This window comes from Nocardia arthritidis (genome assembly GCF_011801145.1).
Taxonomy (GTDB): Bacteria; Actinomycetota; Actinomycetes; order Mycobacteriales; family Mycobacteriaceae; genus Nocardia; species Nocardia arthritidis_A.
The window spans coordinates 7,847,821-7,869,319 of sequence record NZ_CP046172.1; the positions used below are offsets into that span (position 1 = coordinate 7,847,821).

The window sequence follows — 21,499 nt, forward strand, 5'->3', positions numbered from 1 at the left end:
TTCCGTGATTCACCCTCCCGATACCGAATCCGCGCGTACCGGGGATCTCAAAGCGCGGCATATCCGCCGCAGTCACGGCCGTTCGCCGTACCCGAATACTCCCTCCTGAGAAGGAAACCCAATGAACAACAACACAATTCAGCAATCCGAAGGGACGGTCGAGATGCGCTCCGTTTCCGGCGTTGTCGAGCTGACGGAAAACCGCGCGATCCTACGCGTCGACGGCTATCTGCCATCGCCGCTCGACATCCACATCCCCGCCCGCATGGCTCGCGAAAATGCTTTGCGCCGAGGCGATTTCGTAGTCGGATCGGCGAAACGCGCACCGCGCAGCGAACAGCTGGACCCGCTGGTCGCCATCGAAACCGTCAACGGGCTCGACCCGGCCAAGGCGGCGGCCCGGCCGCATTTCGCCGACCTCACACCCATCTACCCGAATCAGCGGCTGCGGTTGGAAACCGAGCCGCACGCCATGACCACCCGGGTCGCCGATCTGGTCATGCCGATCGGCAAGGGCCAGCGCGCCCTCGTCGTCGCACCGCCCAAGGCGGGCAAAACCTCTGTGCTGCAAGCCATCTCGCACGGCATCGCGAAGAACCACCCGGAATGCGAACTGCTGCTGGTGCTGGTCGGCGAGCGGCCGGAGGAGGTGACCGACCTGTCCCGTGAGATTCCGGCCGAGGTCGCCGCGGCCACCTTCGACGCCTCGCCGCGCGAACAGGTGGCGCTCGCCGAACTGGCCATCGAGCGGGCCAAGCGCCAGGTCGAACAGGGCCGCGACGTCGTGGTCCTGCTGGACTCACTGACCAGGCTGGCCCGCGCGTACAACCTGGCCACCCCGGCCTCCGGCCGCATCCTGGCGGGCGGCATCGACGCCGCCGCGCTGGCGCCGCCCAAGAAATTCCTCGGCGCCGCCCGCAATATCGAGCACGGCGGCTCGCTGACCATCATCGCCACCACGCTGGTCGAGACCGGTTCGCTGGCCGACACCGTGGTCTTCGAGGAGTACAAGGGCACCAGCAACGCCGAACTCAAACTCGACCGGACGACCGCGAACCGGCGCGTCTTCCCCGCGGTCGACATCGGCCAATCCAGCACCCGCAAGGACGAATTACTGCTCACCCCTGAGGAACTCGCGGCCACCGAGCTGCTGCGCCGCACCCTGTCGGGATTGGACGGACAGCGCGCCATCGATCTGCTGCTGGAGGGCCTGCGCAAGACGCAGACCAACGCCGAATTCCTGGCCCAGCTCAAGCATTGAGCCCACCCGTCACCGAATCGCTACGCCATGTCCTGGCCCACCCGTCACCCGACCGCCACCCCTCACCGAATCGCTACGCGATGCTGTGCTGATTGCGGCCAGACCTTCGCCAGCCCCGTCAGCAACCGGAGCTCGGTGTCGAAATCGTGGGCGATCGGCACGGATCGCGACGCGTCGTCCGCCGCGACCGGTGGCAGGCCCGCCATCCGGCTCTTGGTCGCATATGACAGTCCGCGAGCGTAATCAGCCGGGCGCCAATCGGATTCGGGCCGCGTATCGGCGGGCAGATACGGCCCGAGGTGCAGCAGGGCATCCCGTATCTCCACGGTCATCCGCAGCAGGCGGGCCTCGGCGTTCAGCGGGGTGTCGACGGGCGGGGTCAGCACGATCTCGGGCACCGCGGCGGTGAGATCCCGCCAGAGCGGCCACAGCCTGCGGCATACCCGGCCGTTGCGATCCAGGCCGGCCCGGGTGATCAGCGTGACGACCACCGGGATGGCCGCGAGCGTGGTGGTGACGAAAGTGCAGAAGGTTGTGACCATCTCGAAGCGCACGAGCTGCGGGCCGAGGTCGGGCCGGGACCATCCGGTGACCAGCTGCACACCCGACAGCGTCGCAACGACGGAGACGATCAGGTTGGCCGCGATCAGACAGGAACAGACGAACTTGCCGCCGAAAGAGCTTTCCGCGAGCCGGAATTCGCGGATCCAGTTGCGGATCAGGACCCATCCGGCGACGGTCAGCGGAACGCCGAAGGCGGCGGTGACGACGAGTCCCGGCCCCGTGGGGCCGAGGTCGACCGGAACGCCGCGCGGTCTGGCGCACCGTCCGGCTAACAGGACGACGCAGGTCAGCCCGAGTCCGATGCCGACGCAGACGCGGTACCTGCGCAACGCGGCGGGCGAATCGGCGCCGTCCTCCCAGGCCCGCACGATCGCGTAGCAGCACATCAGCATGACGATCACGCAACCGAGCGCCAGCTGGTGCACCGGATCGGTCAGGCTGCGCGCGGGTGCGCACCGGTAGAGCAGCAATGCGAGCAGCGACCACATTCCGAGGCGATTGAACAATCGGTCGAGGTCGCCGGTGCGGCCCAGCGCGATTCGCGCGCACAGTACGACGGCGACATAGCCGGTCACCGGCCAGCCGATAACTCCGGGGAGCGGCGATGCGAACATAGCGAACCCTCCGGATCGGGAAACTCGTGCAGCCGGGAGGGTACCCGATCACCCGAGTGCCCACCGATCTCAGCCGAACACCACCAGCGCGCATGCGGCGAGGAAGAGCACCTGCACGAGGCCGCGCAGCGGCAGCGGCATGGTCTTGATGCCGACCCCGGCCCGCGCGGCGTGCACATTCGCCGGGAACAGCGCGAGCAGCAGCACGAACAGGCAGCCCGCCGCCAATTTCGCGAACGGTGGCAGCAAGAGCCCCAGCGCACCGGCGAATTCCAGTGCGCCCGTGACGGTTACCAGCCCGGCGGCATTCGGGAGACGCGGGGGCACCATGGCGATCAGCTCCGCGCGCTTACCGGGGACGAAGTGCGCGCTCGCGGTGAGCGCGAACATGGCGGCCAGGCCGAGCCGCGCGGCATGCGGCCAGGTATCGAGCCAGCCGATATCGCCGAGCCAGCCGATGAGGCGGGCAATTCCGGTGACGACGGCGAGAACTACCAACGGTGCCATCGGGACTCTCCTGTTCCACTGCAATCTTGACGGTGGAAAGATTAGGTTCGGCACCGTAACTTGTCAATGGCAAGATTGATCGGCATGATCGGACCATGGCGAAAAGCGGCTACCACCATGGTGATCTGCGGGCGACCATCCTGGCCGCGGCGGCCGAGCAGATCGCCGCCGACGGCGTCGGCGCCGTCTCGCTGCGCGAACTCGCGCGCCGGGCGGGCGTCTCACATGCCGCGCCGGCACACCACTTCGGCGACCGGGCCGGACTGCTCACCGCGCTGGCGATCGAGGGATTCGAGCGGCTGGCCGACGAACTCGACACGGCGGGAACGGATTTCCGCGAAATGGCGATCGCCTACATCCGGTTCGCGCTGCGCAATCCCGGCCATTTCGACGTGATGTACCGGCGCGAGGCGCTGCATGCCGACGATCCGCGGCTGACCGCGGCCCGCCAGCGTTCGGGGGCCGCGCTGCGCGGGGGTGCCGCGCGGAAACAGGGCGATGGGTCGCCGGAGGCGCAGGCGGCGACGCAACTGGCCGCCTGGTCGCTGGTGCACGGCTTCGCCACGCTGTGGCGCGAAGGGGCGCTGGTGAATTCGGCGCTGACCGTCGCGGACGATCCGGAGACGTTGGCGCGCAAGATGATCGCGATGGTCCGCTTCGGCTGACGGCTTATCCGAGCAGCGCGCGAACGCGGCGGCGATCCTCCTCGCCCACCGGAAGTTGCAGTACCAGCAGCAGATCCGGATCCTCGACCAGCCGGGACTGGTAGAGCTCCAGATTGATCAGCCCGACTTCCGGATGGTCGATGCCGATGACGGCGGGCCGGAAATCCTGTACCGGATATTCCGCCCACCAGGTCCGGAATTCCGGGCTGGCCGCGGCCACCTCGGCGATCACCGCGTTCAACCGCGGGTCGTCGGGTCGCTGCGCCACCGCGGTGCGGAACTGGCTGAGCGTGGCCCGTGCCATCGGCTCCCACGGGCGCACCATATTCCGATTGCGGGGATCGGCGAAGACGAACCACATGAGGTTGCGGCGCGCGAGCGGCACGCTGTCCGGATCGAGCCGGACCTTGGCGTACGCCGCGTTCCAGACCACGAAGTCGAACCAACTGTCATGCAGCACAGCCAGATTCGGCATCAGCGCGTCGACGAGCCGCTGCTGGCGCGACATCGATCTGGCCAGCGGGTGATCGATCACCGGATCGGGCAGCCCGGCCAGCCTGCGCAGATGCCGGTGCCGGACCGCGTCCAGCCGCAGCGCCCTGGCCAGCGCGTCGACCACCTGCGGACTGGCCGCGATCTTGCGGCCCTGTTCGAGCCAGGTGTACCAGGTGGTGCTCACCCCGGCCAGTGCGGCCACCTCCTCGCGCCGCAGGCCCGGGGTGCGGCGGCGGCCCGGCTCCAGATCGGGCGGCAGGCCGACGTCGGCGGGCCGCAGCCGGGAACGGTGGATGCGCAGGAAGGCGGCCAGTTCGGTGCGCTGGCTTTCGGACATCGAGTTCCCTTGTTGGATAGCACTATCGGTACCAGGACCGCGCCACTGTTCGTCTCTAACGTCTATCTCAGCAGAAAGAGGTGCGATATGGCAGGCGAAAAAGGCACGGTACTGGTGATCGGCGCGACCGGACAGCAGGGCGGCGCGGCCGCCCGGCAACTGCTCGAACACGGCTGGCCCGTAGACGCTTTCGTTCGCGACCCGGAATCGCCCTCGGCAATGGCGCTGCGGGCGGCCGGCGCCCGGCTCGTCGTCGGCGACCTGGACGACGCCGCCGCGCTGCGCTCGGCGCTGGCGGGCGCGTACGGGCTGTTCCTCATGCTGTCGCCGATGGAGGGCGTGCACATCACCGACGCCGGTATCGCGGCCGAGGAGCGGCGCGGGCTGCTGATCGCCGAACTGGCCGGGCAAGCCCATATCCAGCATCTGGTGTACAGCTCGGTGAAGGGCGCGGGCGAGGAAACCGGTGTCGGCTACTACGCGCCGAAGGAACGGATCGAGCAGCGGATCGCCGCACTGGGCCTGCCCGCGACGGTGCTGCGGCCGGTGTTCTTCATGGACAATTTCAACACCTTCAATCGGCCGGTGTTCGACGACGGTGGGCTGGTGCTGAATATCGCCGTGCGCGAGGATATTTCGCTGCCGTTGATCGCGGTGCGGGATATCGGCGCGTTCGCCGCGCTCGCCTTCGACGATCCGGACCGATACCTCGGGAGCACCCTCGCGCTGGCGGGCGATCGCCGCACGCCGCCGGAGATGGCCGAAATCTTCGGGCGCGCGGCGCAGCTGCCCGCACGCAGCCGCCGGACACCGATCGAACAGGTGCGCGCCTTCGACCAACATGTCGCCAGTATGTTCGCGCATTTCAACGAGAACACCGACGCGCCGATCGATATCGGGCGGCTGCGCGAATATCATCCGGGCCTACTGACGCTCGCCGACTGGCTCGAGCTCACCGGTTGGAAGCCCTGAGCGACCGGACCGTGGATACAGCCGAAGCAGCGCGATCGCGAGGGTGAGCGCGCACAGCCACGCGAACCAATCGCCGATGCGCGCGTACACCGTGCCGCCGGTGCGCAACGGGATATCCGCGAGCACCGTCCTGGTGTCGCCGAGATCCGTTGCGGCCGAACCCGATACGCGGCCGTTCGAATCGCTCGCCACCAATTCGCCCCGCTGCGCGGCGCGGGCGACGCCGACCCCGGATTCGACGCCGCGCATGACCGCCATCCGGCTGTGCAGCCAGTGGTCGACGTCGAAATCCAGTGCGGGAGCCAGCATCAGCGTCGCGCCGCGGCGCTGGTTCGCGCGGACCAGGCCGGGGCGGTCGAGGTCGAAGCAGACGGCAAGTGCCCAGGAGGTACCCGGAACCGATTGCCATTCGGTGCCCGCACGCAGCTCGTCCTCCAGGCCGGGAATGAGATAGTGCTTGGCGTACACCACGCCCGACGGATAGTCGACGGCCGCGTTGACGCTGACGCCCTGCCTGGTGAGCACCAGTCCGGCGATCACGTCGATACCGTGCCGCCGGGCGGCGTCGGCCAGCGGTCCCGATAGCAGCGGCAGCGTGGATTCATCTGCACGCCAAGCCTTTTCGGGAAACACCACAACTTTCGCGCCCGCGTCCGCGAGCCGGTCGATCTCGGCGACGGCGCGGTCGATCATCTCCCGGCCGTCCGCCGTATCGACCGGCACGTACTCCGGCGGTTGCGCCACCGCGACCAGACCGACCCGCACCACACCCCCATCGGCGGGGCGGTTCAGCTGGAAGACGCCGAAGCCGAGTACCGCGACGAATACCGCGACCGTGCAGCCGGAGACCCGAAGCCGTTGGGCCCGAGTCACATTCGGCGCGGTGAAGACGGCGAGCGCGGTGGGCGCCAGCAGGATCAGGAAGGTGATGCCCCAGGGACCGGTCAGCGCGGCGGATTGGATCAGCGGCAGCACATCGGTCTGGGCGTAGGCGATACTCCACCACGCGCCGTACGGGCCGAGCACCGAAATCAGGTATTCGAGCGTCACCCAACCCGCGGGAAACGCCAGCACGGCGAGCCCGGGACGGCCACGCACCAGCAGGGTCCGGGTGAGCAATACGAGCGCACCGTATGCCACGGCGGTGCCGCCCAACAGCGCGACGGCGGCGACGAACGGCTGCTCCACCGTCCCGGTCAGATACGGATAGAACTGTGCGACACCGCCGAGCCAGGACAGCGTCCCGGCCAGGAACGCGGCCCGCGCCGAGATCCGCGGCGCGAGGTACAGCACCGGCAGCGGCGCGAGAAAGGCCAAGGCGGGCAACGGATGCAGACCGCCGCCGAGGTGCCAGAGCACCGCGGACAGCACCGTCGCCGCGCCGATCGTGAGGTAGCGGTTCATGAAGACTCCCGCGTCGGCGATAAAGACGCCTCCGATGGTCGTCGCGTGCGGTTCAACGGACATCACCGACGAGGACGAATTCGCCCTCCCTCGTAAGGCTCATACCCCGGGGACGATCAGCCCCGACTCATAGGCGAAGACAACGGCCTGCACCCGATCGCGCAGTCCGAGTTTCGAAAGTATCGCGCTCACATGGGTTTTCACGGTGTGCTCGGATATCGTGAGCGCCGCGGCGATCTCCGCGTTCGACTGCCCTCGAGCCAGCTGGCCGAGCGTGGTCCGCTCACGTTCGGTCAACTCGCCCAAGCGTTTCGCCAATTCGGGCCGGGGACGGCCGCCGTGTACCAGTGTCTCGATCAGCCGCCGGGTGACCGTCGGCGCGAAAAGCGCCTCCCCGGCCGCGATCACCCGCACCGCCGCGACCAGTTCGGCGCGCCGCATATCCTTCAGCAGGAATCCGCTCGCACCGGCCCGCAGCGCGGCATACACATAGTCGTCCACGTCGAACATGGTGAGCACCAACACTTTCGCCGCGGTCCGCGCGCAGATCTCCCTGGTCGCCGCGACGCCGTCCAGGTGCGGCATCCGCACATCCATCACCACCACGTCCGGTTGCCGCGCAACGGTTTCGGCGACGGCCGCGATGCCGTCGGCGGCCTCGCCGACCACGGTGATATCCGGTTCCGCGCCGAGGATCAGCGCGAATCCGCTGCGAAAGAGCTCCTGATCGTCGACGACCAGCACCCGGGTACCCACCTCAGATCGGCAGTTCCGCGAATACCGTGAAACCGTAGTCGGATTGGCCGTCGCGCAGCAGACCGCCGCAGGCGCTGACCCGCTCGCGCATGCCGAGCAGCCCGTAGCCGATCGTCTCCGCGAAGCCGTCGCCGCGACCGTGCCCGTCGTCGCTCACCCGCACCGTCAACCAATCGTCGGACCAGCGCAGCACCACCCGCACACAGGTGGCGCCCGCATGCTTCATGGTGTTGGTCAGCGCCTCCTGCACCACCCGGTACGCGGTGATCTCGATATCGCCGGAAATCGGTCGGGGCGTGCCGTATTCGTTGAAGGTGGCGGCCAGCCCCCCGCGCTTGGACAGCTCGACCAGATCCGAGATCGCCGCGATGCCGGGCTGATGCCGCGGTTCGGTACCGTCGCGCAAAGCCTCGATGCTGCCGCGCAATTGGCGAACGGCATCGCGCCCGGTATCGGCGATCCCGGCGAAGGTGGCGTCGGCGCGGTCCGGATCGCTGTGGGTGAGCAGGGGTCCGGTCTCGGCCTGCACGATCATCAAACCGACGGCGTGCGTGACGATATCGTGCATATCCCTGGCGATGCGCACGCGTTCCTGGGCGACCGCGGCCACCCGCTCCTCCTCGAATCGCCGCGCCCGCTCCCGCAGCATGGCGATCTGGTTGTTCCTGGCCCGCACGCCGGTGCCGAGCGCCCACGCGGTGACGAACGACATCGCCGCATAACCGTAGGCCTGCGGCTGCTCGTTCGGCACGATCAGCGAGACCAGAATGCCCGCGACGATTCCGATGAAGGCGACGACCCGCCAGGTCAGCGAGCTGTGGGCGGCGATCGTGTACGCGCTGACGACGGTGCCGTACGGCAGCGCGGGCATGGCGTCGACACAGCCGAGGACGGTCAGCGCGGAACCGACGATCGTCAGCACGAGCACCGGGGCGCGGCGGCGCAACAGCACCGGCGCCGAGGCCACCACCGCGATCAGCACGATCCACCAGGGCCGCTGGTCGGCCAGGACGGGCCCGACCGTCGCCACCGTGACCGCAACGGTGACAACGACATCGACCGACCACGGCGGCACCTGTCTCAACCGGGCGGTCGCGTGTCGAACACCATCGCGAAACCCCACAGCGAAACAGTCTTGTTCCCGGGACCGGTACCGCGCTTCCCCCGCCAGGATGATCCTGAGATCATCCTGTGGAGTTACGTAGGTAGTGCGTTCGGTCGTAGGTTCGCCGATACCAGGTGCTCGTCCGGGTAGGCCTCCTCCTCGTGCGCGGCCACATCACCGATCTCCAGCACATCGTCCGGCATCCGCAGTTTCATGAAAAGCCCTAAGAACTTCAGGATCACCACGGTGACCAACGCGTCCCACACGATCACCGTCGCCGCCGCGCCGGCCTGCCAGAGCAGCAGTTTCGGATGGTGGCCGTACAGCCAGCCCGAATAGGTCACGTCCGCGACATCTTTCCCGTTGCCTAAGTAGACGACGACATGTGGGTCGGCGAGCACACCCACCAGTAGGCCGCCGGTGAGCCCCGCGACGCCGTGGGTGTGGAAGACGCCGAGGGTGTCGTCCACCTTGCGGAATAATCTGGTGCGCCCCAACTTGTTCCACGACAGCCACACCAGCGTCGACGCGACGACGCCGATGATCAGCGCACCGAAGCTGTTGACATATCCGGCCGCCGGTGTGATGGCCACCAGGCCGGTGATCATGCCGTTGATCGCGCCGAGGAAATTGGGCCGCCGGGCCGGGCCCGCGAAAATATCCCAGATCACCCAGGTCAACAGCGCGACCGCGGTGCAGAGGTTCGTGTTCAGCACCGCGAGCGAGGCGTCCGCGCCGGCGAAGTACGGATCGCCGCCGTTGAATCCGTTCCAGCCCAACCACAGTATGCCCGCGCCCGCCGCGGCCAGCGGCAGATTGTTCGGCACCGCGCGTTCCCGATCCCTGGCCAGCCGGGGGCCGATCACCGCGGCGGCGACGAAACCCGTTGTGCCCGCTGCCAAATGGATGACATACCCGCCCGAATAGTCCAGCGCGCCCAGCTGCGACCACCAGCCGCCGCCCCACAGCAGAAAGGCGTTCACCCCGTAGGCGAAGGTGGACCACAGCGGCACGAACAGCAGCCACACCTTGAAATTCATCCGTCCGACGACGCTGCCGAGGAACAGCAGCGGCGTGATACCGGCGAAGACGAACTGGAAATACGCCAAGGTCGTTTCGGAGAAACGGAATTTCGGCATGGTGCCGTTCAACAGCGGTATGACGGCCTGGTTCTGATTGCCGGAGCCGAGCACGGTATGCGGTACGCCGACGGCCGCCCGCAGGATGCCGGGACCGAGCCGCAGCGGCTCGCCGAAGCCCATCTTGAAGACCCACAACACCCACACGACCAACACCAGCGAAAATCCGGTGAACGCCATGAGAATCGTGTTGACGGCCCATTTTCGTTGCACGATACCGCCGTACAGGATGGCGATGCCGGGAATGCTCATCAGGCCGACGAGGGTCGCGGCAACCAACTGCCAGGCATTGTCACCAGGATTGAACCAGTCGGGGTAGGGTGACATGATTCTGCGCTGCCTCACTGCGCGGCGGCGCTCGTTCCAGCGCCGAAAACTCTGTGGCGTAAGGTGTCTCGCGTCACACTGATCCACCAAGTGTCGGCATCCGAGGTTTCCCTCCGGTTACCCGGAGTTAATTCTGGATTTCGCGGACGTGGGATCAATCCGCCTGGTGCGCAGCCGGATTCGATTCGGAAGTGCTCAGCGTTTTCCGAGCATCGCGCCGATCGCCGCGGTGACCTCCCGCGCGAGCGCAGCGTGCACCGGCGCGTGTTGACCCAACAATCGGTACCACATCGCGCCGAAGGCGAAGTCCACCACCAGATCCAGCGAAACCGCGGCATTCAGCTCACCCGTTTCGACACCGCGCGCCAGCAGCTCGCGCAGCACGGCTCGGCGCGGGCCGAGCACGCTGTCCCGCAACCGTTTCGCCAATTCGGCGTTGCTCTGCGCGTCCGCCATCAGCCCGACCAGCGCAGTTCCGGTATTCGTCCGGGCCAGCTCGTAGACGGTGGCCAGCAGCTCTTCGACGGCGGCGAGCACATCCGACGGCGGCTGCGGCGGCGACAGCGCCCCTTGATCTTTCGCGAGATCGACCAGCGCCTCCAGCAGTACCGACGCCTTGTCCGGCCACCAGCGATAGACCGTCTGCCTGCCGACGCCCGCGGCCTCGGCGATCGCCTTGATGGTCAGGCCCTGGTAGCCGTCGCGCTCGCACAGGTCCAGCGCGGCCCGCAGGATCGCGCGCCTGGCGTCCTCGCTGCGCGGGCGCCCCCTTGCTCCTGTCATGCGGATCACTTTACAAGACACCGTGCCTCGAATATATTAACGAGGCACAGAGGCTCGAAAATATGGAGGCAGTAATGAGCGAGCGCGTCGTCATCGTCGGCGGAACTTCCGGAATCGGCCTCGCCACCGCCAAGCGGCTCGCGGCGCGTGGCGTAGCCGTGGTGATCGCGGGCCGCAGCGAGCAGCGGCTCGCCGCGGCGCTGGCCGAACTCGGCCCCGAGGTCACCGGAAAAACCGTCGACGCGCGCGATCAGCAGGATCTGGCGCGACTGTTCGCCGAGGTCGGCCCGGTCGACCATGTGGTGGTGACGGTCACCGGCCCGTCCGGCACCAAGCCGTTCCAGGAAATCGACGCCGACCACCTGCAGGCCCACCTGTCCGGAAAACTGTTGCCGCACTTCGCGACCGTTCAGGCCGCGCTGCCGCACCTGACCCCGAACGGCTCGATCACCCTGGTGTCGGCGGCCTCGGCGGGTGGCTCGATGCCCACCACCGCCGCGCTCGCCGCCGTGAACGCCGGTGTCGAGGCGCTGGTTCCGGTGCTCGCGGTGGAGTTGGCTCCGGTGCGGGTGAACGCGGTCTCGCCCGGCGTCATCGACACCGAATGGTGGAACTTCCTGCCCGACGAGGCCAGGGCCGATGTCTTCGCGCAACTCTCGGCCACCACACCGGTCGGCCGGATCGGCACCGCCGACGATATCGCCAAGGCGATCGACTTCCTGGTGGACAACGGCTTCACCACCGGCATCGTGGTGCGGGTCGACGGCGGGGCCAGGCTCGGCGCGCCGAAGTAGCGAATTACGGTGCGGGCGTGGCCCTTTCTACTCGGGCTCGGCGACCGCCGAATCCCCCCAGCCCTGACTGGTGAAGGCGTAGAAGATCGCCACGATGAGATAGAGGGCCAGCGCCGCGATCGGCATGATGAAGCCGATCACGATGCACACCGCGTAGATGGCGATACCCGGCCAGGCGCGAAAGCTTTCGCGGCGTGCGAATTCCGCGTCGAAGCCGGGTTCGAACAGCTCCGGATGGTGCACGAGCCGCCGGTGCAGCGGCCACCACGGCACCGTCATCAGCACCCCGGCCAGCCCGAACAGCGCGGCCGCGACCTGCGCGTCGCGGTGCGCGCCGTGCACCACGTTCTCCGCGAGAATGCCGGTGGGGAAAGGCAATACGGAGACCCCGAGCAGCAGCATCAGATTCCACCAGCGAATCGCGTGATCGAGGTGGCGCAGCCTGCCGAAGTAGGTGTGGTGGTTCATCCACACGATCCCGACCGTCAGAAAGGCCGCCAGATAGGCGACATACGACGGCCAGATATGGGCGAGCGCCTCCAGCAGATGACCCGGCTGATGCTCGGGCACCCGAATGTCGAGGATCAACAGGGTGATAGCGATCGCCATCACCCCGTCGCTGAATGCCTCGACCCGCGTAGTACCCGATAGTCGACCGCTCCGGATCGCCTCATCTGCCATGGCAGGCAGCGTAAACGGGCGCTCATCCGGATTCGACCCGTATCGCTAAGGGTGAATAAGCCTGGGAGACGGTCAGATCGGCGTCACATACGCGCCCGCGATACCGCCGTCCACCAGGAACTGCGATGCGGTGATGAAGGAGGCGTCGTCGCTGGCGAGGAAGGCGACCGCCGCGGCGATCTCCTCCGGCTCGGCGAACCGGCCGATCGGGATGTGCACCAGACGGCGGGCCGCCCGCTCGGGATCCTTGGCGAAAAGCTCCTGCAGCAGCGGCGTGTTCACCGGGCCCGGGCACAGCGCGTTGACCCGAATCCCGTTGCGAGCGAACTGAACTCCGAGTTCCCGGCTCATCGCGAGCACGCCGCCCTTCGAGGCGGTGTACGAGATCTGCGAGGTGGCCGCGCCCATGACGGCGACGAACGACGCGGTGTTGATCACCGAACCCTTACCGCGTTCCAGCATGTGCTCGATGGCGTACTTGCTGCACAGATATACCGAGGTCAGGTTCACCTCCTGCACCCGGCGCCAGGCGTCGATGCCGGTGGTCAGGATCGAATCATCTTCCGGCGGTGAGATTCCCGCATTGTTGAAGGCGATGTCGAGGCCGCCGTAGGTGTCCACCGCCGTCCGGAACATATCCCTGACCTGTTCCTCGTCGGTGACATCCACCTTCACGTAGAGCCCGCCGACCTCGGCGGCCGCCGCGCCGCCCGATGTCGCATCGATATCGGCGACCACCACCTTGGCGCCCTCCGCCGCGAACCGGCGCACCGTGGCCAGTCCGATCCCGGAACCGCCGCCGGTGACGACGGCGACCCGATCCTGTAAGCGCTGCAACGCTTCTCCTTTCAATTGGTGGCGATGAAGACGTTCTTCGTCTCGGTGAAGGCCAGCGCCGCGTCCGGTCCGAGCTCGCGGCCGAGCCCGGACTGTTTGAATCCGCCGAACGGCGTCCAATAGCGCACGGAGGAATGCGAATTCACCGACAGGTTCCCGGCTTCCACCGCACGCGAAACCCGGAGGGCGCGGCCGACGTCACCGGTCCAGATCGAGCCGGACAGACCGTATTCCGTATCGTTGGCGATCCGGATGGCGTCGGCCTCGTCGTCGAACGGCAGCACCGCGACGACGGGTCCGAAGATCTCCTCCCGGACCACCCGGTCGTCCGGACCATCGGGGAGCACAACCGTTGGCGGATACCAGAATCCGGGGCCCTCGGGCCGGGTTCCCTGGAACGCGACGTTGGCCTGCTCGACATATCCGGCGACCTTCGCCCGGTGCGCGGCCGAGATCAGCGGGCCCATCTCGGTGGCCGCGTCGGCGGGATCGCCGACCCGCACGCCGTGCACGGCCGGCTCGAGCAGTTCGAGGAAGCGATCGAAGACGCTGCGCTGCACCAGGATTCGTGACCGCGCACAGCAGTCCTGCCCGGCGTTGTCGAATACGCCGTACGGCGCGGTGGCGGCGGCGCGCTCCAGATCGGCGTCGGCGAAGACGATATTGGCGCTCTTGCCGCCCAATTCGAGCGTCACCCGCTTCACCTGCTCGGCGCAGCCCGCCATGATCTGCTTGCCGACCTCGGTGGATCCGGTGAACACCACCTTGCGCACCGCGGGATGGGTGACGAAACGCTGCCCGACCACCGCACCCTTACCGGGCAGCACCTGAAAGACGTCCTCGGGCAGGCCCGCCGCGAGGGCCAGTTCGCCGAGCCGTAGCGCGGTGAGCGGCGTCAGCTCGGCGGGTTTGAGCACCACCGTATTGCCCGCGGCGAGCGCGGGCGCGAAACCCCAGCCCGCGATCGGCATCGGGAAGTTCCACGGCACGATGACGCCGACGACGCCGAGCGGTTCGCGGAAGGTGATATCGACACCGCCCGCGACCGGAATCTGGTCGCCGAGCAGGCGTTCCGGCATACCCGCCGCGAAATGCAGTACGTCCCTGACGTTTCCGGCCTCCCAGCGGGCATTGCCGACGGTGTGGCCCGCGTTCGCGACCTCGAGTTCGGCCAGTCTCTCCAGATCCGTGTCGACGGCCTCGGCGAAGCGGCGCAGCAGCCGGGCCCGGTCGCCGGGCGCGACCTCGCGCCAGCTCGCGAATGCCCGCTGCGCGCGATCGATGGCGGCATCGGTTCCGGCGAGCTCCGTCGCCTCGATCGATGCGACGACCTCCCCGGTCGCCGGATTGATCACCTGACTGGCCGTCACGGGGTCAACTCCTTTGTTCTGTCGGAAAACACTTGCTCCGGTCACGAATTACGGGTCGCGCGGTAATCCGCCGCGGCCGCGACCAGCGCGCGCATCAACCGGTCGTCGGTGGCATCGGACTCCGGATGCCACTGCACCCCGACCAGGAAGGGGCCGTCGATCGCCTCGACCGCCTCGATGCCGCCGTCCAGCGCCCGCGCGCCGACCAGCAGACCGTCGGCCAGCTCGGCGATGCCCTGATGGTGGTGGCAGTTCGCCTTCACCTCGGAGCCGACGATGGCGGCGACCCTGGTTCCCGGTTCGGTCAGCACATCGGTGACGGTGTACGCCCCGGGGCCGCCGGAGTGCTCGTCGTGCCCGAGCACATCGGGCAGATGCTGGTGCAGCGTGCCGCCCATGGCGATATTCACCACCTGTAGGCCGCGGCAGATCGCCAGAATCGGCAGTTCGGCCGCCCTGGCCAGCCCGAACAGCTCGAATTCGGAGGCGTCGCGATCCTCTCTGGTCTCGCCGAGCGACGGATGCGGCGGCGCGCCGTAGCGGGCCGGGTCGACGTCGGCGCCGCCGGTCAGCACCAGCCCGTCCAGGCGTTCGACCAATTCCGGGTAGGCGACCGTATCCGGCGGCAGCAGTACCGGGATACCGCCCGAACGCGCGACGGTCTGCACATAGGTGTTCTGCAGGATGGCGCTGTGGTGATCCCAGCTGCCGAATTTTGCCCGCTCCAGATAGGTCGGCAGCCCGATGACCGGGCGGGGTGTGATGCGCTGCTCAGAGTCTTTCGAAGCCACGTATTCGCTCCCAATCGGTGACGGCGGTGTCGAACGCGTCCAGTTCGACCTGTGCGGCATTGCGGTAGTGCTCAACCACATCATCACCGAAGGCGGACCGAGCCACCTTGCTGTCCCCGAACAGCTGGGCCGCTTCCCGCAGCGTACGTGGCACTCGCGGCCGGTGCGACACGTAGGCGTTGCCACGAAATTCCGGTTCCAGCGGCAGCTTGTGCTCGATCCCGTACAACCCGGCCGCGATCGATGCCGCGACGGCCAGATACGGGTTGACATCGCCGCCCGGCACCCGGTTCTCCACCCGCAGCGACGGGCCGGACCCGACCACGCGCAGCGCGCAGGTGCGATTGTCCCGGCCCCAGGCCAGCGCGGTCGGCGCGAAGCTGCCCGGTACGAAACGCTTGTAGGAATTGATATTCGGCGCGAGCAGATAGGTGAATTCGCGCAGACAGTCCAGCTGTCCGGCGATGAAATGCCGCATCAGCTCGGAGGTGCCGTGCTGACCGCCGCCCGCGAACGCGGGCGCGCCGGATTCGTCGCGCAGGCTGATGTGGATGTGGCACGAATTGCCTTCACGCTCATTGTATTTCGCCATGAAGGTGAGGCTGCGCCCGGACTGAGCGGCGATCTCCTTGGCGCCGGTCTTGTAGATGCTGTGGTTGTCGCAGGTGACCAGCGCCTCGTCGTAGCGGAACGCGATCTCGTGCTGGCCGGGATTGCATTCGCCCTTCGCCGACTCGACATACAGTCCGGCGCCTGCCATTTCGTTGCGGATGCGGCGCAGCAGCGGCTCGATGCGCGCGGTGCCGAGCATCGAGTAGTCGACGTTGTACTGGTTCGCCGGGGTCAGATCGCGGTATCCGGCATTCCATGCCGACTCGTAAGTGTCGTCGAAGACCAGGAATTCGAGTTCGGTGCCGACATAGGCGCGCAGCCCGTGCTCGGCCAGCCGGGCCAGCTGGGCGCGCAGCACCTGGCGCGGCGACGGCGTCACCGGTTCGCCCACGGGCGTCACCTTTTCCACATCGCAAAGCACCAACGCGGTACCCGGCCACCACGGCGTCAAACGCAGGGTGTCCAGGTCCGGGCGCAGCACGACATCGCCGTATCCGGTGTCCCACGACGACATGGCGTATCCGCCAACGGTATTCATCTCGACGTCGACAGCGAGCAGGTAATCACAGGCCTCCGTCGCGTGTTCGAGCACCTCGTCCAGGAAAAACCTTGCGGCACACCGCTTTCCCTGGAGCCGCCCCTGCATGTCGGTCATCGCGACCAGCACCGTGTCGATCTCCCCCGCGTCGACGAGCGCCCGCAGCTCCGCCGTGCTCAACATCCCGGTACGCATCACCGAAACCCCTCTCGACACCAACCGTGCTCACGCTAGAGCAAAAGGGGCGATTCTGTGCTGAGACTCACAAAGCATCCACCGATTCCGGTACCGGGTCGCCGGACCGGCGCAGCAGCAGCGGCGTGGCCAGCAGCAGCACCCCGGCCAGCGCGATGGCCGCGCGGGCGCCGACGACGGCGGCGAGCAGGCCCCAGCACAGGGTGGCGAGCGCGGTGACGATATTGCTGGTCGTCGACCAGGCCGAGAGCGTGCGGGCCACCCGGTCGGCCGGGAGCAGCCGCAGGCGTTGGGTGGCATAGACCGGGTTGAAGACGCCGATGCAGACGATCAACGCGAATTCGGTGCCGACGACCAGGGCGAACCCGGCGGGCCCCGGCCCGACCAAGGCCAGTGCCAGCGGCCAGCAGGCCCGCAGCGTGCCGCTCACCAGCAGCACCCGACCCTGACCGAAGCGCGCGACCAGCGGCCGGGCCAGCCGGGAGCCGACCAGGCCGCCGAGGCACGGAAGGCCGAAGACCAGGCCGTACTGCCATGCCGAATATCCGAGATCGCGCAGCAGCAGCACCGCGAGCAGCGGTTCCGGGGCCATGATCAGCGCGTTCACCAGCACCGTGTTCGCGAACAGCGGACGCAGGCGCGGATGGCTCAGCAGGTAGCGCCAGCTCTCACGGATATCGCGCCGGTCGGCCGAGCTGGTGGACGGCCGTGGTTCCTGGCCGCCGATCGCGCGAATCCCCAAGGCCGACAACAGATAGCTCACCGCGTCCAGTAGCACCGTCGTCACCGGGCCGAGCAGGCCGATGAGCATGCCGCCGAGCGGCGGGCCGAGCGCCGTCGCGGTCCAGAGCGTCGTCTCGAATCTGCCGTTGGCGGTGAGCAGATCGTGCTCGGGCACAAGACCTTTCAGGTACGCGCCGCTCGCCGCGGTGAACACCAGGTTGGCCGCGGCCGTGCCGACCGACACCAGCAGCAATTGCCAGAAGCTCAGCAGGCCCAGCGCATACGTGACCGGCACGGAAAGCATTGCCGCACAGCGCAGTAGGTCCATCCCGAGCATGACGGGGCGTTTGCGCCGGAACTCCACCCACGGACCGAGCGAACCGGCGACCAGCGCCCCGACCGCGGGACCGGCCGCGGCGAGCAGCGCGACCCCCGGCGCGCCGACATGCAGCACCTGCACGGCGATCAGCCGCAACGCGCCGAAGGCGAGCGAGGTGCCCGCGGTGCTGACGGCATACGCCGCCCACAGCCGAGCGAACGGCCTGCCGAGCGAATTCGTCTGTCGCATAACCGCTGCCGCCTGTCCGTCGGGGTTGAACGTCAGCCATCGAAGCGGGTGCGGGGCCGGGGATCAAACAACGGGATGGACGCCGTCGCACAACCGGCGGTTGTCGGCGCCGGTCGGGTGGGCGAACAAAAAAGTGCGGCCCCGCGTATTGCGCGGGACCACACTTGTCTGCCAAGCGGATTCGGCGGTTATCAGATAACGTGCCAGGCCTGGAGCAGATAGGTGATGTTGGCCGCGATGCCGGTCACCACATTGGCCAGGTTCAGGGCAGCAGAGCCGAAATCGAGAAGCTGCACGATCATCCTCCATTGATGGTTTACACACTTCGCCTACAAAGTACTGATCGGAAGTAACTGCCCGGATGTTTCAGCGGTGCACGCGATTCCGGCAATTGCGACAAATGGTTTTCGAAATAGGCCAGCGGGCAACGTTTTTCGACCAGCGCGCTGATCAGGCTCCGGCAGGCCGCCTGTGATGCATATAACCGCCGGACTGTCACCCAGGACACATTTCCGGCCCGGATTCACACTTGAAACCGACGTAGCGTCGGGTCCTAGCGTGGATTTCGCACATCGAAGAGGAGGGCCGACAGTGACACAAGGTGATTCGGCGGGCGAACGCACGTGGCGGTCCGGTGAGCTGGCGCGGGAGACGGGTGTGACGGTCCGGGCGCTGCACCACTACGACCGGCTCGGGCTGCTGTCACCGTCGTCGCGCACCGCGGGCGGTCACCGCTGCTACGACGGCGCCGACGTGCGCAGGCTGCACCGGATCATCGCGCTGCGCAGCTTCGGTTTCGCGCTCGACGAGATCGCCACGCTGCTCGATGCCGGACCCGACGATCCGCGCGGGCTGCTCGAACAGCAACTGGCGCTCGTCGACGACCGCATCGCCGATGCGCTGAAACTGCGCGCCCGCCTGCTCGACGTGCTCGGACGGCTCGACCACCTTGTCGAGCCGTCGACAACGCAATTCCTACGAATGATCGAGGTGACAATCGCAATGGATCGACCACTCACTCCCGAACGGCTCGCCGAAATGTCGCGCGCCAGAGCCGAATACCGGCAAAGCCTCAGCGATGCGGAGCTGGCGGCGCTACAGGAGACCCGCGCGGCCGCATTCGCCGCGATGAGCGAAGAAGAGCGGGAGCGGCTGCACGAACAGCGCAGGCGGATGATGCCGACCACCTGACGCCGAGTTCTCAGCTCACTCTCATCCAACACCGGTGAACAGCTCAGGATCGACCTGTTCAATCGGTGACGGCTGCCCCGCCCGGTCGCTCTCTCCCCCTCCGGGCGGTAGGCAGCGCCAACTTCCGTTCTGCCACACCGGTTTTCAGCGGCTCATTGAAATGTGATCATGGTGCCGTTGGCTACCGAAACCCTGGCGTTCTCGAACAGTGCCAGCCAGACGATTCGCTCCCGTTCGAACGGGTGGTCAACGGGGGTTTCGTTGACGGCCGCCGCGGCGGCGTCGGTGAGTTCGCCGTCGTGCAGTTCGATTCCGAGATACGGGGCGACGAATATCAGCTCCCTGAGCAGCGCGACGGAGGAGCCGACCATTCCTCCCGTCAGGTCCTCGTCGGCCAGCACGACCTCGAAATCGATTGGCACGTAATAGCCTTCGGCGTCGGAGTGGCAGATGAGATGGGTTTCGAAGATGTACTGCAGTCCCTCGACGAGCCGATCGTCCGCCGGATGCTCGCCGTCGGCGACCGGCGCCAGCGGCCGATCCGGATTCTCATAGGCGTGTGCGTAGGCGCGACGCAGGTAGTGCAGGAAGCTGTACGGGAAACTCCCCAGATGCTCACGCGGCTTCGCGGGGCCGTGGACCCGCGGCTCGTCGTGCTGCGGCAATCCCTCCCCGGCCAGTAGCAGATTGATCGTGTCGAGGTCCGCCTGATACTCCTCGACCTCCTCCGGATACTCCTCCGCCAGCAGATCGGCGAGCTCGTGAGTTCCTATCGCAAGTCCCATGGGCGCGGAGCTTACGGGCGCACTCCGACACGTTCCGCGGTAGCGCGCACAGCGGCATTCGAAAACGGCTGCCATAAAACATCGGCTATCTTTTGGCATTAATTTTCATTCAATTATTTATTGACCACCCCCATATGATCTCGACAACAGTCAGTTCAATTTATCTACAGGTGTGAAATTTACATTTTTCAAGCGGTCGGGATCACAGTATTTCCAGCGTTACGGCTCGATATACGTGACTTGCAGCACATCACTACACGGCGAATCACATACATGTAGCGCAGTCGGCGCACGATTTGACCTGGGCGAATGACGAGACCATCCAGCGAAGCTCCAGACATTTCAGACGTTATTGGTACGTGATATGCCGCGAACTTTCCGCTACCGTCTTCGTCGGCCCGGAACACCGCCGGGTTCGAGCTCGAATCGTTGAACGCCGTGACCCTGTCCCGCGATTCGAGGATCCCCGACATTCCTGGGGGCAGGGACCCGGCTGAGTTCGTCGCCGGCGTAGGCGGGCGCAGGCAGGAAATCACATGTCGCGTAACCGCAAGTTCAGCAACCGCATCGTCGGCTTCGCCGCAGTTCTCGGCGCGTTCGTCGCCGTACCGTTCGCCATGTCCACCGCCACCGCCTCCGCGCACAACTGGGATGCGGTCGCGCAGTGCGAGAGCGGCGGCAACTGGGGCATCGAGACCGGTAACGGCTTCTCCGGCGGTCTGCAGTTCACCCAGGGCACCTGGGAGGCCAACGGCGGCAGCGGCCGCCCCAGCAACGCCAGCCGCGAGGAGCAGATCCGGGTCGCGGAGAACGTGCTGGCCACGCAGGGCGCCGGCGCATGGCCGGTCTGCGGCTCCTACCTCTGACGCGTCACCGGCGCCCAACGCACGAATGCGTTGGGCGCCGGTCATTTTCAGCCGCTACGGCGCCGCGGTCATGGCAAGGGATTCGTGATCGGAATGCGGCTCACGCCTGGGTTCACGAAAGTCCTTGATACATACAGGAATTCATTGTTCCGATCGAGCACCGCGCCGTTCGCGCTCGGGAAATGCGCCCAATCGGCCTGTACCGCACCGTTCGGATACACCCGGCCGACGAGATCACCGAAATCGTTTGTGGCGTAGATGGTTCCGTCGTGCGCCACATCCAGCCGTCCGCCGCGCTCAGGCCTGCGGCGATGGACGTCACCGCACCGGTATCCGGATCAACCCGCACGATGCCCGCGTGCCGCAGCGCATCGCCGATCAGCACCCTGACGTCCGCGCCGTACCCGACGAGCAGTTTCATTCGCCGACATTTATGGCACGAGCCCCGCCCGCGAACGGTTCATCCGGCTAGTCAAGAGCAAATGCCGGGCCGCTTCGTCGACGGGCAGATCGACGGATGCCGAAATCCGGCATTATGTCTGATTTATCCTCTTTCTGGCGTCATACCGATTTGGTCGCGCCCCGTCCAGCAAGTGACGCAACCGACTGGGTCGAACCA

General features: G+C 67.0%; 20 protein-coding genes and 2 pseudogenes. 6 read left to right on the forward strand and 16 right to left on the reverse strand.

All coding sequences use genetic code 11. The annotated features are described in order from the left end of the window. Nucleotides 1–121 precede the first annotated feature (121 nt). Nucleotides 122–1,261, forward strand: coding sequence for a transcription termination factor Rho, short form (locus F5544_RS35380; RefSeq protein ID WP_167477187.1), 1,140 nt, complete (start codon nucleotides 122–124; stop codon nucleotides 1,259–1,261). A gap of 62 nt (nucleotides 1,262–1,323) precedes the next feature. On the opposite strand, the gene F5544_RS35385 is transcribed toward F5544_RS35380, so the two are convergent. Together F5544_RS35385 and F5544_RS35390 are read right to left on the reverse strand one after the other, a co-directional pair. Further along, nucleotides 1,324–2,439 (reverse strand): MAB_1171c family putative transporter, encoded by a 1,116-nt coding sequence (locus tag F5544_RS35385; protein ID WP_167477188.1) that lies wholly within the window; start codon nucleotides 2,437–2,439, stop codon nucleotides 1,324–1,326. 69 nt (nucleotides 2,440–2,508) lie between these two features. Beyond that, complete coding sequence (locus F5544_RS35390) at nucleotides 2,509–2,946, reverse strand: hypothetical protein (protein ID WP_167477189.1); 438 nt, start codon at nucleotides 2,944–2,946, stop codon at nucleotides 2,509–2,511. A gap of 95 nt (nucleotides 2,947–3,041) precedes the next feature. On the opposite strand from F5544_RS35390, the gene F5544_RS35395 reads away from it, so the two are divergent. Beyond that, nucleotides 3,042–3,611 carry a TetR/AcrR family transcriptional regulator gene (locus tag F5544_RS35395; RefSeq protein WP_167477190.1) on the forward strand — a complete coding sequence of 190 codons (570 nt, stop codon included), beginning with the start codon at nucleotides 3,042–3,044 and terminating at the stop codon, nucleotides 3,609–3,611. Between the two features lie 4 nt (nucleotides 3,612–3,615). Here the strand turns inward: F5544_RS35395 and F5544_RS35400 are convergent, their stop codons facing one another. Then, a complete protein-coding gene (locus tag F5544_RS35400) occupies nucleotides 3,616–4,443 on the reverse strand; it encodes a helix-turn-helix transcriptional regulator (RefSeq protein WP_167477191.1) in 828 nt (275 codons plus the stop codon). An 87-nt stretch (nucleotides 4,444–4,530) separates the two neighbouring features. On the opposite strand from F5544_RS35400, the gene F5544_RS35405 reads away from it, so the two are divergent. After that, nucleotides 4,531–5,415: an NmrA/HSCARG family protein gene (locus F5544_RS35405; RefSeq protein ID WP_167477192.1), complete on the forward strand. Its 885-nt coding sequence runs from the start codon at nucleotides 4,531–4,533 to the stop codon at nucleotides 5,413–5,415. Here F5544_RS35405 and F5544_RS35410 read toward each other — a convergent pair. The 5 genes from F5544_RS35410 to F5544_RS35430 form a co-directional block, all read right to left on the reverse strand. Next, on the reverse strand, nucleotides 5,368–6,819 hold the full coding sequence (locus F5544_RS35410) for a nitrilase-related carbon-nitrogen hydrolase (protein ID WP_238846818.1): 1,452 nt from the start codon (nucleotides 6,817–6,819) through the stop codon (nucleotides 5,368–5,370). The two genes, F5544_RS35405 and F5544_RS35410, sit on opposite strands and share 48 nt — an antisense overlap. Before the next feature lie 99 nt (nucleotides 6,820–6,918). Then, the gene (locus F5544_RS35415) at nucleotides 6,919–7,575 is read right to left on the reverse strand and encodes a response regulator (RefSeq protein ID WP_167477194.1); all 657 of its coding nucleotides are present in this window, start codon (nucleotides 7,573–7,575) and stop codon (nucleotides 6,919–6,921) included. Nucleotide 7,576: 1 nt separating this feature from the next. Then, nucleotides 7,577–8,650 carry a sensor histidine kinase gene (locus F5544_RS35420; RefSeq protein WP_167477195.1) on the reverse strand — a complete coding sequence of 358 codons (1,074 nt, stop codon included), beginning with the start codon at nucleotides 8,648–8,650 and terminating at the stop codon, nucleotides 7,577–7,579. Between the two features lie 122 nt (nucleotides 8,651–8,772). Continuing rightward, the gene (locus tag F5544_RS35425; protein WP_167477196.1) at nucleotides 8,773–10,146 is read right to left on the reverse strand and encodes an ammonium transporter; all 1,374 of its coding nucleotides are present in this window, start codon (nucleotides 10,144–10,146) and stop codon (nucleotides 8,773–8,775) included. A 195-nt stretch (nucleotides 10,147–10,341) separates the two neighbouring features. Continuing rightward, complete coding sequence (locus F5544_RS35430; protein WP_167477197.1) at nucleotides 10,342–10,929, reverse strand: TetR/AcrR family transcriptional regulator; 588 nt, start codon at nucleotides 10,927–10,929, stop codon at nucleotides 10,342–10,344. A gap of 74 nt (nucleotides 10,930–11,003) precedes the next feature. Between F5544_RS35430 and F5544_RS35435 the strand changes: the two genes are divergently transcribed. Next, nucleotides 11,004–11,723, forward strand: a complete 720-nt coding sequence (locus tag F5544_RS35435; protein ID WP_167477198.1) for an SDR family oxidoreductase — start codon at nucleotides 11,004–11,006, stop codon at nucleotides 11,721–11,723. Between the two features lie 27 nt (nucleotides 11,724–11,750). Here the strand turns inward: F5544_RS35435 and F5544_RS35440 are convergent, their stop codons facing one another. From F5544_RS35440 to F5544_RS35465, 6 genes are all read right to left on the reverse strand, one after another. Continuing rightward, complete coding sequence (locus tag F5544_RS35440) at nucleotides 11,751–12,404, reverse strand: TMEM175 family protein (RefSeq protein ID WP_167477199.1); 654 nt, start codon at nucleotides 12,402–12,404, stop codon at nucleotides 11,751–11,753. Between the two features lie 72 nt (nucleotides 12,405–12,476). Then, a complete protein-coding gene (locus tag F5544_RS35445; protein ID WP_167477200.1) occupies nucleotides 12,477–13,241 on the reverse strand; it encodes a 3-oxoacyl-ACP reductase in 765 nt (254 codons plus the stop codon). A gap of 11 nt (nucleotides 13,242–13,252) precedes the next feature. Then, the gene (locus F5544_RS35450; RefSeq protein WP_167477201.1) at nucleotides 13,253–14,611 is read right to left on the reverse strand and encodes an aldehyde dehydrogenase family protein; all 1,359 of its coding nucleotides are present in this window, start codon (nucleotides 14,609–14,611) and stop codon (nucleotides 13,253–13,255) included. Between the two features lie 41 nt (nucleotides 14,612–14,652). Next, nucleotides 14,653–15,402, reverse strand: a complete 750-nt coding sequence (locus F5544_RS35455) for a gamma-glutamyl-gamma-aminobutyrate hydrolase family protein (RefSeq protein WP_238846819.1) — start codon at nucleotides 15,400–15,402, stop codon at nucleotides 14,653–14,655. Next, entirely contained in the window at nucleotides 15,383–16,747 is a 1,365-nt protein-coding gene (locus F5544_RS35460; protein WP_238846820.1) for a glutamine synthetase family protein, read from the reverse strand. Before F5544_RS35460 ends, F5544_RS35455 begins: the two co-directional genes overlap by 20 nt. Nucleotides 16,748–16,814: 67 nt before the next feature. Next, the gene (locus tag F5544_RS35465) at nucleotides 16,815–18,038 is read right to left on the reverse strand and encodes an MFS transporter (protein WP_167477203.1); all 1,224 of its coding nucleotides are present in this window, start codon (nucleotides 18,036–18,038) and stop codon (nucleotides 16,815–16,817) included. Nucleotides 18,039–18,629: 591 nt separating this feature from the next. Between F5544_RS35465 and F5544_RS35470 the strand changes: the two genes are divergently transcribed. Beyond that, a complete protein-coding gene (locus F5544_RS35470) occupies nucleotides 18,630–19,229 on the forward strand; it encodes a MerR family transcriptional regulator (RefSeq protein ID WP_238846821.1) in 600 nt (199 codons plus the stop codon). Between the two features lie 152 nt (nucleotides 19,230–19,381). Here the strand turns inward: F5544_RS35470 and F5544_RS35475 are convergent, their stop codons facing one another. Beyond that, nucleotides 19,382–20,014, reverse strand: coding sequence for a hypothetical protein (locus F5544_RS35475; RefSeq protein ID WP_167477205.1), 633 nt, complete (start codon nucleotides 20,012–20,014; stop codon nucleotides 19,382–19,384). 536 nt (nucleotides 20,015–20,550) lie between these two features. On the opposite strand from F5544_RS35475, the pseudogene F5544_RS35480 reads away from it, so the two are divergent. Then, nucleotides 20,551–20,877: pseudogene (locus F5544_RS35480) on the forward strand (transglycosylase family protein); the annotation flags it as partial. Between the two features lie 80 nt (nucleotides 20,878–20,957). Here F5544_RS35480 and F5544_RS46755 read toward each other — a convergent pair. Then, nucleotides 20,958–21,295: pseudogene (locus tag F5544_RS46755) on the reverse strand (SMP-30/gluconolactonase/LRE family protein); the annotation flags it as partial. Nucleotides 21,296–21,499: the final 204 nt, after the last annotated feature.